This is a genomic window from Streptomyces sp. 8N706, from assembly GCF_052245415.1.
GTDB lineage: Bacteria > Actinomycetota > Actinomycetes > Streptomycetales > Streptomycetaceae > Streptomyces.
In genome coordinates, this window is sequence record NZ_JBQQBW010000142.1 from 1 (window position 1) to 14,826 (window position 14,826).

Here is a 14,826-nt window from a genome sequence, read left to right on the forward strand (position 1 = left end):
GGAGGGCCTGCGTGGACACGCGGCCGACGGCCGGGACCGGCCGCCGTTGGGCCACCGGACCCGGTGGCGTCCGCGCCCGGTCAGCCCTTCCAGCAGCGGACCACGGTGCCGTCCTTGACCGCCAGGTTGATACGGCCGGACAGGTACTCCATGGTGATGATCGCGTCAGGCGGAAGCGTGCGGACGGTGGTCCAGCCGCGCCGCCGCGCCCTCTCCTCGGCAGCTGCCCCCTCGAGTCCGACATAGGCCTCGAGGTCGTCGTCCGGCTCCGGGGGGTTCGAGATGTTGTTCATGGAGGCCACCGTAGGCCCGCCCGTGACCGTCGGCAGGCACAGCCGGGCGAGTGGGGGCACTCCCCCAGCCTTCGGCCGGGGGGGACCTCACCCAGCGGTAGCTGGGGGAGTGCCGTGCCGGGCGTCGCGAGCCGGTGAACCGTCCCGGTCACAGCACCAGCGGCGGCGGTGAACGAGTCGGCCGCCGCGACGCGGTGCCACCGGGCCTCCGGTTCTCCCTCGGGGACCCCCGGGCGGGCCCTCGGGGCCCCGGGCGGGCCCTCGAAGACCGCCCCGGACACGGCTCGGTAGTCACACTTCTGTCACAGCCCGTGCAGTCGGACGCGCCGCTTCCACCCACCCTCGTACGAGCCTCAGCGGCCCTTGGCACCCACCCGGAAAGCGCAGCTCAATTACCTTTTCCGCGTGGCTCCGACACTGCTTCGGCGCCGCCTCGCATTCTCCGGAAAAGGCGAACAACGGGGCTGCTCAGGGGAATTCAGCCGTCTCTGACTGCAGGTTTGCACGGAGCGAATCGTGGTACCCGCTGCAGCGAGGCAGCCATGGCAGAGACTTCAGAAAACCCAGAGAAGAGCGCAGCGGACGACAGTCCCCCGGCGTTGGACGTCCTACGGAGAGCCGGTGCTCAGCTCGCCGAGCTGACCGGTCTTCGAGCCGAGGCCGTGACCCGGCTCGAACGCACCGAGGAGGGCTGGATCGTGGAGGCGGAGATCCTCGAGCTGGCCCGGGTGCCGGACACGATGAGCCTGATGGCGTCCTACGAGATCAAGACCGACCGCGACGGCACGCTGACCGGCTACCGCCGGATCCGCCGTTACGAACGCGGCCGTTCCGACCGGAGGTAGTCCACCGCGCACCGGAACGATCTCAAGAGAGGAAGAATCACACTATGTCCGTTGTCCCGGCACAGCAGACCGGGAGTTCAGGCGGTACCAGCGGCCTGTACGACGTCCTGGAACTGGTTCTCGACCGGGGGTTGGTGATCGACGCGTTTGTCCGAGTCTCCCTGGTCGGCATCGAAATACTCAAGATCGACGTGCGCGTCGTGGTCGCGAGCGTGGACACGTATCTGCGGTTCGCCGAGGCCTGCAACCGGCTCGACCTGGAGGCAGGCCCCCACAAGAACCCCGGCCTGCCCGATCTCGTCGGCGAGATGACCGAGTCCGGAGCGCGCGGCAAGTCCAAGGGCGCGCTGTCCGGGGCCGCCGAGACCCTCTCCGAGGCATTCAAGCAGGGCCAGGACGAGGCGGGCGACCGTGAGAAGGAGCCCGCGCGCAGGACCCGGCGCACCACCGCCTCCCGCCGGAAGGAGGAGTCGGAATGAGCACGTATGTCTACGGGATCGTGCGTGCCGGGCACCAGGAGCTCCCCGACGGTCTGGCCGGGATCGGGGACCCGCCGAACCCGGTCCGTACGCTGCACGCGGGCGGCCTGGCCGCGGTGGTCAGCGACTCCCCGGCCGAGCTGCGGCCCAAGCGGCGTGACCTGCTGGCGCACCAGCACGTGCTCACGGAGGTGGGTGCCTCGGGCGCCGTCCTGCCGCTGCGGTTCGGCAGCCTGTCCGCCGACGACGACGCCGTACGGACCGTGCTCACCGAGCACGCCGAGCACTACGCGGAGCAGCTCGGCCGGCTCGACGGCCGCGTCGAGTACAACGTGAAGGCCGTCCACCACGAGGAGGCGGTACTGCGTCTGGTCGTGGAGGAGAACTCCGAGGTGCGGGCGCTGACCGAGGCCAACCGCGCATCGGGCGGCGGCTCGTACCAGGACCGGCTGCGGCTCGGTGAGCTGGTGGCGGGCGGCGTCAAGGCCCGTGAGGTGCACGACGCGAAGGCCGTGGAGGAAGCGCTCGCCCCGCACGCGGAGCAGCACAGCCCCGGGCCGGAGACCTCCGGCTGGCTGGTCAACCTCTCCTTCCTGCTCGACCGGGAGAAGGCGGCCGGGTTCCTCGAAGCGATCGAGGAGTTCCGGAAGGCCAATCCGCAGCTGGATCTCCACGCGACGGGACCACTTCCGCCGTACAGCTTCGTGACGACTGTCCAAGCGACCGCGTAATGGGCCTCATCGGCGAGATCCTCCTCCTGCCCGCCGCCCCCGTCCGCGGAGCGGGCTGGGTGCTGCGGCAGGTGGTGGCGGAGGCGGAACGGCAGTACTACGACCCTTCGGCCGTCCAGCGCGAGCTCAGCGCACTGGCGGAGCAGCTGGACCAGGGTCTGATCGACGAGGCCGAGTTCGACCGGCGCGAGGACGAGTTGCTGGACCGTCTCGAGGTCGCCCAGCAGCGGCGCGCGCCGGCACCGGGGAGCGGGCTCCCGCTCCCCGACGACGAGGGGAAGAGCAGATGACGAACCGGCTGGCAGTGGCGCTGGCCGTGACCGCGGGCTATGTGCTGGGACGTACGAAGAAGGCCAAGCTGGCCATCGGCGTCGGCAGCATGGTCCTGGGCAAGCGGCTCAACCTGTCCCCGCAGCAGCTCTTGGGGACACTCTCCGACCAGATGAAGGCGAATCCGCAGCTCGCGGAGGTCCGCGACCAGCTGGGCAAGGACCTGCGGGGTGTGGGGAAGGCCGCGACGAACGCACTCGTCACCCGGCAGCTCGACTCCTTCGCCGACCGCCTGCACGACAGGACGCTCGACGTCCGCGACCGGATCGACACGGGCCGGCTGACCGGCGGCCCGGCCGACGGCCGCGACGCGCACGAGGGCGAGGACCGGGCCGGGGACGAGAGCGAGGACCGGGCCGACGAGAAGCCCGGGGACGACGCGTACGAGGCCCGCGGCAAGGACGAGGCGGGCCGCGAAGGGCCGGAGCAGGAGGAACGGCCCCGGCGCAAGCGCCCGGCCAAGAAGGCGGCCGGGAAGAAGGCAGCCGCGAGGAAGGCCCCCGCCAAGAAGGCGGCGGCCGCGAAGAAGACCGCCGGTGCCGCCAAGCGGACGGCCACCCGGCGTATGGGAGGTGGCGACCGTGACTGACACCGCGAAGAGCGGCGGCGGCCCCGTCTCGGCCCTGAAGGACACCGTGGCGGGCAGCCCCGCCACCGACCGGCTCAAGCAGGAAGCGGCCGCGTTCGCCGCAGCCCAGGCGCAGCGTCTGCTGATATCCGCCGGCCAGAAGCTCGGCGGGGCGACCACGAAGCTCAACGACATGGCCGAGGGCCAGGGTCCCGGGCTGCTCCATCTGGCCCGGGAAGGTGGCAAGAAGTTCGCCGAGGGCAAGGGCCCGGTGCGCTCCGCCGTCGAGATCGGGGCGTCGCACCTCAAAGACAAGGTGAAGGACGCCTTCCAGGGCCTGGGCGGCGGCAAGCGCAAGGGCGGCGGCACGGGCAAGGTCGTGTCGATCGTCGAGGACATCGACGTCGGCGTGCCGGTGCGCGAGGCCTACAACCAGTGGACGCAGTTCCAGGAGTTCAGCACCTTCGTCAAGGGCGTGCAGGGCGTGGAGTCGGCCGACGACACCTCCTCCAACTGGCGCGCCAAGATCTTCTGGTCCACCCGCAGCTGGAAGGCCGACACCACCGAACAGATCCGTGACCAGCGCATCGCCTGGACCTCGGAGGGGGCCAAGGGCACCACCAAGGGCGTGGTCACCTTCCACCCGCTGGGCGAGAACCTCACCAAGGTGCTGCTGGTCATCGAGTACTACCCGAAGGGACTGTTCGAGAAGACCGGGAACATCTGGCGCGCCCAGGGCCGCCGGGCCCGCCTCGACCTCAAGCACTTCCGCCGCTTCGTCATGATGCGCGGCGAGGCGACGGGCGAGTGGCGCGGTGAGATCCGGGACGGCGAAGTCGTGCTCAGCCATGAGGACGCTCTGGCCGAGGAGGAGCACGAACAGGGCGGTGCCGAGGACGGCGAGCCGCGGGACGAGGAGTTCGAGGACGAGCCCGAGGGACCCGACGCGGCGGACGAGGACGAGGAGCCGGCCGACGACACGTACACGGACGAGCCGGAAGCGGTGGAGGAGGACGAGGAGACCCCGGAGGACGAGGAAATCCCGGAGGACGAGTATCACGACGGCCAGGACGAGTACGAGGACGAGGAAGAGGAAGACGTCGTGGCGGAGGAGCCGGAGCGCGCCGGCGCTCCCCGCTGACCTCCGACGGCGGCCGACGAGGAGAGGACGACCAGCATGACGGGAACCCTGCCCGAGTCGTACGGCTCCTCCGGCAGCAGCGCCAATCTGGCGGACATTCTTGAACGGGTACTTGACAAGGGCGTGGTGATCGCGGGTGACATCCGGATCAACCTGCTCGACATCGAACTGCTCACGATCAAATTGCGGCTCATCGTGGCCTCGGTCGACAAGGCCAAGGAGATGGGCATCGACTGGTGGGAGCACGACCCGGCGCTGTCCTCGGGCGCCCGCGGCCGGGAGCTGGCCGCCGAGAACAACGAGCTGCGCGACCGGATCGCCACCCTGGAGCGCCGGGAGCAGCTCCAGAAGCGGGAGCAGCTGGAGGAGCGGGAGGACAGGTCATGACCGAGCCGCTGGAGTACGCCTACGCCGTGGTCCGGGCGGCGGACCGGCTGCCCGAGGATCTGCAGGGCGTCGGCGGCGCACCCGTGACGACGGTGGTCGAGGACGGGATCGCGGCCGTGGTCAGCCCGGTGCCCGCCGCCGACTTCGAGGAGGAGCCGCTGCGCGCGCATCTGGAGGACATGCGGTGGCTGGAGCTGACGGCCCGCAGCCATCAGCAGGTGGTGGACGCGGTCGCCGCCATGGGATGCGCGCTGCCGCTGCGGCTCGCGACCGTATGCCGCGGTGAGGAGGGGGTGCGCCGGATGCTGGCGGCGGACCGGGAGCGCTTCGAGTCCGCCTTCGCCGCGCTCGACGGGCGGGACGAGTGGGGCGTGAAGATGTACGCCGACATCGGCCCGGACTCGGGGGCGGACGGCTCCGCGGCGGTGAACGGCACCGCACGCCCCAGCTCCGGACGCGACTATCTGCGGCTGCGGCAGCAGTACCGGCGGGCCCGGGAGGACAGCCGGCGGCAGGCCGAGGACGGGGCCCGGGAGGCCCATGAGGCGCTGAGCGGACTCGCCGAGCACACCCGGCTGCACCGGCCGCAGGACGCTCAACTGTCCGGTGCGACCGGCCAGAACATCCTCAACGGCGCGTATCTCGTACCCCGCGAGGACGCGGGGGCGTTCGCGGCGCTCGTGGGTGAGCTGGCCGACCGGGCCGTCGGGCTGCGGGTCGAGCTGACCGGGCCCTGGGCGCCGTACTCCTTCACCGGCGTCGCTTCGGGGCCCGGCGGGGACGCATCCTCGGCGGAGGAGCTCAGGTGAGTGCCGAGCCGCTGGCCCAGCGGCAGATCGCGCTGGTGGACCTGTTGGACCGGCTGCTCGCGGGCGGGGTGGTCGTCGCGGGTGACCTCACGCTGCGGATCGCCGATGTCGACCTGGTCCGGATCGATCTGCACGCGCTGATCAGTTCGGTGAACGAGAACGTGCCGTCACCGTGGGAGCAGGGAGAGGAGTGACGGGACGCGTGGAGCGTACGCACAACCGGCTGGAGCTGGACCGGGACACCGTCGAGCGCGATCTGATGCGTCTGGTGCTCACCCTGGTCGAGCTGCTGCGCCAGCTCATGGAGCGACAGGCGCTGCGCCGGGTGGACCAGGGCGACCTGACGGAGAACCAGGAAGAGCGGATCGGGCTGACGCTGATGCTTCTGGCCGAACGGATGGAGGAGCTCCGGCAGCAGTTCGGTCTGGAGCCGGAGGACCTGAACATCGACCTCGGTCCGCTCGGGCCGCTGCTGCCCCGGGACTGAGGGCCGGACGGCGGCGGAGGGGGGACAGGACCGGTGACGCCCTCTCGCGATCCGGGGTGTGCGCGCGCATCATGACGGATGCCTCACCGCGGGGGTTGCGCCGTTGTCCCACCGCGGCGATGCATGTGCCTCATGCGCCGCGCACCCGTGCTCGACCGGGGCGCGGCACCGTGCCGCACTGCGGCGTGCTGCCGAGCGAACCCGGCGAAGGGGGCTTAACGTGCCGGTGGAGCACCAGCCCGAGAGCCTGCACCACGACACGCGAGGGGGAGTCGATGAGTAGCCGGACCGAGCAGGCGAGCACGGCCCCCGAACCGGTACGGACCCCCGGGCAGATCACGGTCGACTGGCTGACCACCACCGATCACAAGAAGATCGGCCACCTCTATCTGATCACGTCGTTCGGCTTCTTTCTGGCGGGCGGGGTGATGGCGCTGCTGATGCGCGCCGAACTCGCCCGCCCCGGGCTGCAGATCGTCTCGAGCGAGCAGTACAACCAGGCGTTCACCCTGCACGGCACGATCATGCTGCTGCTGTTCGCCACACCGACCTTCGCGGGCTTCGCCAACGAGATCATGCCGCTCCAGATCGGCTCCCCCGATGTCGCCTTCCCCCGGCTGAACATGCTGTCGTACTGGCTCTTCCTCTTCGGCGGGCTGATGGTGGTCGGCAGCCTGCTGGTACCGGACGGGGCCGCCGACTTCGGCTGGACGGCGTACGCGCCGCTGAACAGCCTCGCCCGGTCGCCGGGGATCGGCGCGGACCTGTGGATCATGGGGCTGGCGCTGGCCGGTTTCGGCACGATCCTGGGAGCGGTCAACTTCATCACCACCATCATCTGTATGCGCGCCCCCGGACTGACGATGTTCCGGATGCCGATCTTCACCTGGAACACCCTCTTCACGTCGATCCTGGTGCTGATGGCCTTCCCGGTGCTGGCGGCCGCGCTGCTCTGTCTGGAGGCGGACCGGCGCTTCGGAGCGATGGTGTTCCAGCCGGAGAACGGCGGGGCGCTGCTGTGGCAGCACCTCTTCTGGTTCTTCGGCCATCCCGAGGTCTACATCATCGCGCTGCCGTTCTTCGGGATCATCACCGAGATCCTGCCGGTGTTCTCCCGTAAGCCGATCTTCGGCTATGTGACGCTGGTCGCCGCGACGATGGCCATCACCGGACTGTCGATGGTGGTGTGGGCGCACCACATGTTCGCCACCGGCGCGGTGCTGCTGCCCTTCTTCTCGCTGCTGTCCTTCCTGATCGCGGTGCCGACCGGCGTCAAGTTCTTCAACTGGTCCGGCACGATGCTGCGCGGCTCGCTGTCGTTCGAGACCCCGATGCTGTGGGCGACCGGCTTCCTGGTCACGTTCCTCTTCGGCGGGCTCACCGGCGTCCTGCTGGCCTCTCCCCCACTGGACTTCCACGTCACGGACAGTTATTTCGTCGTGGCCCACTTCCACTACACCGTCTTCGGGACGGTGGTGTTCGCGACATTCGCCGGATTCTATTTCTGGTGGCCCAAATTCACCGGAAAGATGCTCGACGAGCGGCTGGGGAAAATTCACTTCTGGACGCTGTTCATCGGCTTCCAGGCGACCTTTCTGGTGCAGCACTGGCTGGGCGCGGAGGGAATGCCGCGCCGCTACTCGGACTATCTGGCGGCGGACGGCTTCACCGCCCTCAACACCGTCTCCTCGATCGGGGCGTTCCTGCTCGGTATGTCCACGCTGCCGTTCCTCTACAACGTCTGGAAGACGGCGAAGCAGGGCCGGACGGTGGAGGTGGACGACCCCTGGGGGTTCGGCCGGTCGCTGGAGTGGGCGACCTCCTGTCCGCCGCCGCGCCACAACTTCGTGACACTGCCGCGTATCCGCTCCGAGGCGCCCGCCTTCGATCTGCACTACCCGGAGGTGGCGCAGCTCGAACAGCCGCCGCCGGGAAGGGAGCGGAAGGTCGCCGAGTGGGAGGAGTGAGCCCGCACCCCACAGGAGCGGGTCCCGTCCGAGGCGGTGTCAGCGCTCGGTCACGGCCACCGCGTCCAGGGCTCTGCCGAGCCGCCCCGCCACCTCCCCGATGCGCTCGTTGAGCTCCTGCGGCTCCCGCACCTCGAAGTCGAAGCCCATCAGGACGATATGCACCACGAGCACATCCAGGGTGTGCGCCCCGGTGTGGAGCAGGCAGGTGTGGTCGTCGACCGCCTCCAGCACTCCGGCCGACGGGGAGATCCGCCGCGCCGCCTCCTCCGCGGACGCGTGCAGCACCACGACCGCCTGCACGGCGTACGCCGCCGTGGAGACCCCCCGCGCGACATAGCCGGCCAGGTCCTCCGCGGGCGGTTTGCGCGGCTCGAAGCGCGGGCCGTGCGGCGGCTTGAGGGTGAGCCGGTCCGCCCGGAACGTACGCCAGTCCGCCCGGTCCACGTCCCAGGCGACCAGATACCAGCGCCGCTCCGTGAAGACGAGCCGGTGCGGTTCGACGAGCCGCCCGGTCGCCGTCCCGCCGTGGTCGAGGTACTCGAAGCGCAGCCTCTCGCGGTCCCGGCAGGCGTGCACGAGTTCGGTCAGCGTCCCCACCTCGACGGTCGGGCCGCGGTGGCCGCCGAGCATCGGCACGGTGAAGGCGTTGAGCGCCTCCACGCGCCGCCGCAGCCGGGAGGGCAGCACCTGTTCCAGTTTGGCGAGGGCCTGCACGGAGCTCTCCTCGATGCCCTCGATCCCCCCGCCGGCCGCGGTCCGCAGCCCGACCGCGACGGCGACGGCCTCCCCGTCGTCCAGCAGCAGCGGCGGCAGTGAGGCGCCCGCTCCCAACTGGTAGCCGCCGCCCGTGCCTGGGCTGGCGTGCACCGGATAGCCGAGCTCCCGCAGCCGGTCCACGTCCCGGCGTACGGTCCTGGGGGTCACCCCGAGGCGCTCGGCGAGGTCCGCGCCGGACCATTCACGACGGGCCTGCAGCAGTGACAGCAGGCGGAGCAGCCGTGCCGAAGTCTCCAACATGGTTCCGAGTCTCCCCGCACTCGAGGACAACTGCCGTCCGCACGGGTTGCCGGAGTGTACGAGCGTGCGCGGAGCCGGTGCCTCCCCGGGCCCGGGAACGCGCCGCGCACCCGGGAGAGGAGACGCCCTAACCGGCGGCGCCCGCGGGGTCGATCCGCACGGCCAGATCGTTGTCGACCGTGTAGTACGGGCCGGCCTCGACGGGCCCGTACGGGGCGTCCAGCGGCCGGAAGGGGTAGCTGAAGATGTGCTTCCTGTCGGGCACGTCGTCGAGGATCCGGGCGATCCGCACCGGCTCGGCCCCGGCCGCCGGGCGCAGCCACAGGTCCCACGGGTGGCTGCCGCCCTCCCACACCTCGGCCAGCTCCTCGTAGCCGAGCGTGAACTGAAAGAGCCGGTCGGAGCCTCCGCCGCGGGTCGCGCCCTCGGTGCACACGGGCGCCGTACGGATCAGGGAGGGATCGCGGCGGCTGCGCGCCTCGGCCGTCGCGCCGGGGCCCGCCTCCACCCCGTACAGCCGCCCCTGCACGGTCACAGCGTCGTCCGTCAGTCGGATCTCGCCCGCCTCGGCGTGCGGTGCGCGCAACCAGCTGCGGACCGAGAGGTTCTCGTGCTTGGTCGGGTAGGGAATGCGGACGGCCACCGAGGGGCGGTCCGGGTCGGGGCGGCGGTCGACCAGCGACCGGAGGTCCAGGACGCCCGGCGCCAACCGCTCCGGGTCGCCCTCGCCCCGTGCCACGAAAGCGTCCCAGCGGCCCTCGGGCAGGGTGACGGTGCTCGGCAGGACGGCCCGCAGCCGACCGCCGCTCGCGGGCCCCAGCGGCAGGGCCACCTCCTCGGCGTCCTGGCCACCGCGCCGCCGCAGGAGGAGCGCCGCGTCCCAGGTGTCCGCCGCCCGGTAGACGTCCCCGGCGGCGAGGTCGAAGGTGAGGCCGCCAGCGGAATCCGCGATGCAGTCGGTGACGGGGTTGCGCATGTCCGGGGCCTGGGGAGGGACGGGCACGGCAGAGGGCTCCTTGTGTACGGCGGGCCGGGGGGCGGCGGACCGGTCGGTGCCGCCGCCGACGGGGACGGCGGAGATGGTCATGCGGTGCGGCCCTTCCGCAGAGCGGCGCGGCCCACGTCCCGGGCGGCGTACGCCCCGCCCAGGAGCGCGCCCCGGGTGCGGTGGAGCGAACCACGCAACCGGGCACGGGCACTGCCGCGGCCGGCCACGGCGACGAGGTCGGCGAAGAGCGACTCATAGCGCCCCGCGACCTCGGAGGGGTCGAACCTGGCGGAGCCCCGGAGGGCGGCCCGGCCCATCCGCCGGCGCTGGTCGTCGTCGTTGATCAGCCGCAGCAGGGCGCCGGCCACGGCGTCGGCGTCGCGCGGCGGCACCAGCAGTCCGTCGACCCCGTTGTCGATGATCTCGCCGGGTCCGTGCGGGCAGTCGGTGGACACCACCGGCAGGCCGCAGCGCATCGCCTCGACGATGGTCATGCCGAAGGACTCCAGGCTGGAGGTGACCGCGGCGATCGAGCCCTTGGCCCACTCCGGCTCGATGGGGTGGGCGGGCCCCATGAGAAACACATGGTTGTAGAGGCCGAGCTTGTCGATCAGATGGCGCAGCTTGTCCTTCTCCGCGCCACCGCCGTAGATCCGCAGCCGCCAGTCGGGCCGTTCGGCGGCGACGGTGGCGAAGGCCCGGATGAGCAGGTCGTAGCGCTTGACCCTGGCGAGCCGGCCGGCCGCGACGACCCACTTGCCCGAGCCGTCGGCGGGCTCGACGGCCGGTTCCGGCACGCTGTTGGGCACGGCCTCGACCCGTACGCCGGGCAGCCGCATCCTGCGGCGGTAGGCGCCGGCGTCGGCCTCGGTGACCGTGGTCACGGCGTCGAGCCGGGGGTAGAGGCCGCGCAACTCCTTGCGCAGATCGTCCGAGTGGCTGTCGAGGGTCAGATGTTCCTGGCCGACCCGCACCGGGCCCCGCCGGGCCTGACGGGCGAGGTGCACATTGAGGCCGGGCCGGGTCCCCACGAGCACATCGGCGTCCACCGTGCGCAGATGCCGGGCGATGCGCCGGTCGGTGAGCTCGCTGTACTGCGCGTAGCGGCCTTCCGCCCGGGGGAAGACCCGGGCCGGCCGCCGGTGCTCGGCACAGTCGCCTTCGTAGCCCGCGCTGTCCTTGCGGATGTCGACGAGATGGCTCAGCCGCACCTTCGGGCCGGCGTCGAACACGGGCTCGTCGCGGTGACGGAAGACCGAGACGATCTCCACGTCGTGCTGCTCCGCGAGCGTGCGGGCCAGGTTGTAGGTCGTCCGGATCGTTCCTCCGATGCCGTACGCGTTGTGAATCAGGAAAGAGATATGCATCCGTCCCCGTATCCCACCGTTCCCCGCGGACAGTCCGCCTCGTCCGCCTACCGATTGGTAAGACCCCGCCACCGGGCACCGGGTTGGCCTCCATCACCGTCTTGTTCCAGAAGAGATATGACATCGGTAGTGGAGACCGGGAACTTTTGATTGCCCGCACATCAGGGTCTGTACGGCAGCTGCGGCACCTTGTAGCAGTTGTGGGTCATTTCACCACCCTGCGTGGTCCAGCCGCCGTCGCCACCCCGGGCGTCATCACTCCAACGAGCGACGGACAGACAGTTGCGCCGGGTCGTGGGAGGCTCCGGCGAGGGCGTGAACGTCACCGGCAGCAACAACCCGCGTGCGGTGTAGGGCTGGTCTCGCGTCAGAAAACGCTCCACGCACGCGCGCGTGAGCCGCTCTCCGCAGGACCTGGCGGCGTCGGTGAACCACATGGCGGCTGCCCACCCCTCCAGTTGCCACTGGGACAGCGTGTCGCCTCCCGGCTGTCCGCGCATTCCCGCACGAAACTCCCGTACGGCCGGATGTCCGGTGTCGTCGTAGTTACGGCTGGAACCCGTCGCCCAGAGGGCGTTGCGGCAGGCCGGCGCGTCCTTGTAGTCCTCGGGCACCGCGTCGGACCAGTTCTGGACATTGGTCACCTTGGCCGTGACCCGGACCCCGGCCTCGTCCATCGCCTGGCAGAGCCGGGCGTTGCCGTGCGTGTCCATCGCGTCGAAGACGAGGTCGGCGCCGCGGGAGTGCAGATCGGCGGCGACCGCCTGGAAGTTGGGCAGGGCGAAGTCGACCTCCTCGGGCACGACCCGGTACCCCTCGGCCTTCAGACCGCGGGTGACGAGGCGGGCGTACGCCGTGGAGGCCGCCTGGTTGTAGAAGACGACGGCGGCGGTGCGGGCGCCTTCCTGGCGTTTGAAGTAGCGGTACACCTCGGTGCCGCCGTAGAGGGTGCCGTTCCAGCCGGGCTTGCCGCCCTCGCGGGGTGCCTGGCTGCCGTAGATGCCGTAGAGGTGCGGATAGGTGTCATAGGCGGGGCCGATGGGCTGGCCGCCGATGTCGGGGACCCCGGCGCGGCTGACCCGGGGTGCGCCTGCGTAGTCCAGGGCCGTGGTGGCCACGAGCGCGAAGACCTTGTCCTCGTCGAGCAGCCGGTGGACGCAGTCGTTGTTGCCGATACCGCTGCCGCCGTCGTCGCAGGTGACGACCTCGACCGGACGTCCCCCGAGGCCGCCCTTCGCGTCGAGCGCGGCGAAGTAGGCCCGGGCACCGTCGCGCGGCCCGGTGAAGGCGGCCCCGCCGACCGGGCTCGTGGCACTGGTGATGATGCCGACCTTGACGGGTTCGCCGCCCCCGGGCCGGGGCGAGGCGGAGCGGGTTTCCTCACCGGACGGCCCGTCCGTCCGGAAGTCCCCCTCCGGCAGGCGGCTGCCGCAGGCGGCACTCAGGAGGAGGAAGGCCGCCAGCAGCCCTGCGAGGGCGTGCTGTGAAACACGCCCCAGGAGAGCCGCCGCCCAGGTGCGCTCAGCAGCCCGGAACCCTGACCTCATTGCCGCTCATCGACACCAGCGCGCAGAGGCTCTTCACCGAGACCTTCCACGTCCCGCCCTCCTGGACGGCGGTCCCGGAGGCGTTCGGCAGAGCGGTCGCGCCCTGCAGGGTGAGGTCGTACGTGACGTCGGCGCTGGTCGGCGAGGTGAAGGTGACCTTGTTGACCTTCGCCGCCACCTGCCGGCCGCGCTGGTCGCCGCTGAACGCCTGGAGCAGCGGCTGCAACTGCTCGCCGTTCTGCAGGAGCTTCGTCTTCTCCTCGACGGGAGTGGCGGGGTCGAAGAACTTCTGCCAGGCCGTTCTGATCTGCTGCTCAGCCGCCCGGGGATCGGCCGGCCCGCTAGTTCCGCGCGTGACCGAGGGGCTCGAGGTCGTCGGGGAGGGCTCGCCGTTGCCCCCGCCGCCGTCCCCGCATCCGGCCGCCACGCCGCCCAGGAAGAGGACCCCGGCCGCTGTCCACGCCGCTGTCCGTGCGTGTCCGCCAAGGACCATCCGGCTCACCACCACGTGTAGTCGGGGCAAGACTGATCGATGTTTTCAGGGTGTGGCTCAACGGGGCATAGTGCAACTCATCGGGTGAAATGCACAGGATCGTGCATGAGCCACCTACCGGGACTCATGCCGAACCTGATGCCCAGCCCGATGGCTCGGCCACCGGACACCTCGAGGGGGCCGGATGCGAACAGCACGACAGCGCTCCTGGGCGAGGGCGGCCATGCACTGGGCCGGCTGGCTGTCGCTCGCGAGCGGAGCCGTGCTGTGCGCGGTGGGCTGGTACGGGGTGTCGGGCGAGCGGTTCGCCGAGCGGCAGATCCCGTATCTGGCGTCCTGCACCGTGCCGGGGGCCGCGCTGATCGTGGCCGGCGCCGTGCTGCTGGCCCGGGGCGAACAAGGACTGGCGGCGGAGCGGGTGGAGGAGCTGCACCGGCTGCTCGTCTCGTACGAGGACACTTCCGGCGGGGCCGGAGAGGGTACGGACCGGGGCCCGGACTCGGATGCGGGTGAGGCCGGTTCCGGCAGGGCCCCACCGGGAGACCGCTCCCCCGCGGCGGGACACCCGGAGGAGCTGACGGGGCGGCAACCGCTGCTCGCGGTCCCCGGTGGCAGCCTGCTGCACCGACCCGAGTGCCCGCTCGTCGCGGGCAAATCCCAGGCTTTCGCCGTCAGGCGCGCGGACCGGCGGGAGGGTCTGGCCCCCTGCCCGGTGTGCGAACCGGAGCTCCCCCCGGCCACCGGGCCGGGTCCGGGCGCCGGTACGGGGGCCGGAGCGGATGCCCCGCCCGATACGGAGACCGAGACGCGGCCCGAAGCGGACGCCCGACCCGAAACGGACACCGAGGCCACCCCCGCGGCGGACACCCGACTCGACACGGAGGACACCGAGGCAAGGTCGGGAGCGGAGGCGAGGCCCGGCCAGGAGGCCGAGGCAGGACCAGAGGCGGAGGCCCGGCCCGACGAGGAGGCCGGGGTCGGGCCCGAGCCCAGGCATGAGACAGGGCCCTGGGCAGGGCCCCCGTTCGACGAGGAAGCCGGGACCGAGCCCAGGCATGAGGCGGGGCCCGGGGCGGGGACGCGGGACAGGCGCTCCGACCACCGCGGTGGGCCACCGCCGGAGGAGGCGTGACCGTGGGGTCGCTCAGCTACGAGCTCACCCTCGCCGGAATTGCCATCGGCAGTGCGGCCGCGCTGACCGGCATCGGCCTGATCGTGACCTACCGGGCCACCGGCGTGCTCAACCTCGCGCAGGGCGCCGTCGCGATGGTCACGGCGTACGCCATGCGCCAGTTCGCCGTCGAATGGCACTGGCCCCTCGCCGCCGCCGCCGCGATGAGCCTGCTGGTCGTCGCGCCCGGACTCGGACTGCTG

The 14,826-nt window shown here is 71.3% G+C and carries 17 protein-coding genes and 2 pseudogenes; 13 read left to right on the forward strand and 6 right to left on the reverse strand.

Annotated elements, in window-relative coordinates:
- Positions 1-80: 80 nt before the first annotated feature.
- Positions 81-293 (reverse strand): I78 family peptidase inhibitor, encoded by a 213-nt coding sequence (locus ACTWQE_RS30845; RefSeq protein ID WP_443332381.1) that lies wholly within the window; start codon positions 291-293, stop codon positions 81-83.
- A 542-nt stretch (positions 294-835) separates the two neighbouring features.
- Here ACTWQE_RS30845 and gvpO point away from each other — a divergent pair.
- The 11 genes from gvpO (at position 836) to ctaD (ending at position 8,037) form a co-directional block, all read left to right on the forward strand.
- Positions 836-1,138: a gas vesicle protein GvpO gene (gene gvpO / locus ACTWQE_RS30850; protein ID WP_443332382.1), complete on the forward strand. Its 303-nt coding sequence runs from the start codon at positions 836-838 to the stop codon at positions 1,136-1,138.
- 44 nt (positions 1,139-1,182) lie between these two features.
- Positions 1,183-1,617, forward strand: coding sequence for a gas vesicle structural protein GvpA (locus ACTWQE_RS30855; RefSeq protein ID WP_443332383.1), 435 nt, complete (start codon positions 1,183-1,185; stop codon positions 1,615-1,617).
- On the forward strand, positions 1,614-2,348 hold the full coding sequence (locus ACTWQE_RS30860) for a GvpL/GvpF family gas vesicle protein (RefSeq protein ID WP_443332384.1): 735 nt from the start codon (positions 1,614-1,616) through the stop codon (positions 2,346-2,348). Before ACTWQE_RS30855 ends, ACTWQE_RS30860 begins: the two co-directional genes overlap by 4 nt.
- A complete protein-coding gene (locus ACTWQE_RS30865) occupies positions 2,348-2,638 on the forward strand; it encodes a gas vesicle protein GvpG (protein WP_443332385.1) in 291 nt (96 codons plus the stop codon). The genes ACTWQE_RS30860 and ACTWQE_RS30865 overlap by 1 nt, the downstream gene beginning before the upstream one ends.
- On the forward strand, positions 2,635-3,267 hold the full coding sequence (locus ACTWQE_RS30870) for a DNA primase (protein WP_443332386.1): 633 nt from the start codon (positions 2,635-2,637) through the stop codon (positions 3,265-3,267). Before ACTWQE_RS30865 ends, ACTWQE_RS30870 begins: the two co-directional genes overlap by 4 nt.
- Positions 3,260-4,387 carry an SRPBCC family protein gene (locus ACTWQE_RS30875; RefSeq protein WP_443332387.1) on the forward strand — a complete coding sequence of 376 codons (1,128 nt, stop codon included), beginning with the start codon at positions 3,260-3,262 and terminating at the stop codon, positions 4,385-4,387. Before ACTWQE_RS30870 ends, ACTWQE_RS30875 begins: the two co-directional genes overlap by 8 nt.
- A gap of 36 nt (positions 4,388-4,423) precedes the next feature.
- On the forward strand, positions 4,424-4,774 hold the full coding sequence (locus tag ACTWQE_RS30880) for a gas vesicle protein (protein WP_443332388.1): 351 nt from the start codon (positions 4,424-4,426) through the stop codon (positions 4,772-4,774).
- Positions 4,771-5,583, forward strand: coding sequence for a GvpL/GvpF family gas vesicle protein (locus tag ACTWQE_RS30885; protein WP_443332389.1), 813 nt, complete (start codon positions 4,771-4,773; stop codon positions 5,581-5,583). Before ACTWQE_RS30880 ends, ACTWQE_RS30885 begins: the two co-directional genes overlap by 4 nt.
- A complete protein-coding gene (locus ACTWQE_RS30890; RefSeq protein ID WP_443332390.1) occupies positions 5,580-5,777 on the forward strand; it encodes a gas vesicle protein in 198 nt (65 codons plus the stop codon). Before ACTWQE_RS30885 ends, ACTWQE_RS30890 begins: the two co-directional genes overlap by 4 nt.
- An 8-nt stretch (positions 5,778-5,785) precedes the next feature.
- Complete coding sequence (locus ACTWQE_RS30895) at positions 5,786-6,070, forward strand: gas vesicle protein K (RefSeq protein ID WP_443332391.1); 285 nt, start codon at positions 5,786-5,788, stop codon at positions 6,068-6,070.
- A gap of 275 nt (positions 6,071-6,345) precedes the next feature.
- The gene (gene ctaD / locus ACTWQE_RS30900) at positions 6,346-8,037 is read left to right on the forward strand and encodes an aa3-type cytochrome oxidase subunit I (protein WP_443332392.1); all 1,692 of its coding nucleotides are present in this window, start codon (positions 6,346-6,348) and stop codon (positions 8,035-8,037) included.
- 39 nt (positions 8,038-8,076) lie between these two features.
- On the opposite strand, the gene ACTWQE_RS30905 is transcribed toward ctaD, so the two are convergent.
- The 5 genes from ACTWQE_RS30905 to ACTWQE_RS30925 form a co-directional block, all read right to left on the reverse strand.
- A complete protein-coding gene (locus ACTWQE_RS30905) occupies positions 8,077-9,057 on the reverse strand; it encodes a helix-turn-helix transcriptional regulator (protein WP_443332393.1) in 981 nt (326 codons plus the stop codon).
- 127 nt (positions 9,058-9,184) lie between these two features.
- Complete coding sequence (locus tag ACTWQE_RS30910; RefSeq protein ID WP_443332394.1) at positions 9,185-10,144, reverse strand: hypothetical protein; 960 nt, start codon at positions 10,142-10,144, stop codon at positions 9,185-9,187.
- Positions 10,141-11,412 (reverse strand): glycosyltransferase family 4 protein, encoded by a 1,272-nt coding sequence (locus ACTWQE_RS30915; RefSeq protein ID WP_443332395.1) that lies wholly within the window; start codon positions 11,410-11,412, stop codon positions 10,141-10,143. Before ACTWQE_RS30915 ends, ACTWQE_RS30910 begins: the two co-directional genes overlap by 4 nt.
- A gap of 161 nt (positions 11,413-11,573) precedes the next feature.
- Entirely contained in the window at positions 11,574-12,959 is a 1,386-nt protein-coding gene (locus tag ACTWQE_RS30920; protein WP_443332396.1) for an ABC transporter substrate-binding protein, read from the reverse strand.
- Positions 12,934-13,482: a hypothetical protein gene (locus ACTWQE_RS30925; RefSeq protein ID WP_443332397.1), complete on the reverse strand. Its 549-nt coding sequence runs from the start codon at positions 13,480-13,482 to the stop codon at positions 12,934-12,936. Before ACTWQE_RS30925 ends, ACTWQE_RS30920 begins: the two co-directional genes overlap by 26 nt.
- Before the next feature lie 154 nt (positions 13,483-13,636).
- Here ACTWQE_RS30925 and ACTWQE_RS30930 point away from each other — a divergent pair.
- Positions 13,637-14,209: pseudogene (locus ACTWQE_RS30930) on the forward strand (hypothetical protein); the annotation flags it as partial.
- A 377-nt stretch (positions 14,210-14,586) separates the two neighbouring features.
- Positions 14,587-14,826, forward strand: a pseudogene (locus tag ACTWQE_RS30935) (ABC transporter permease); the annotation flags it as partial.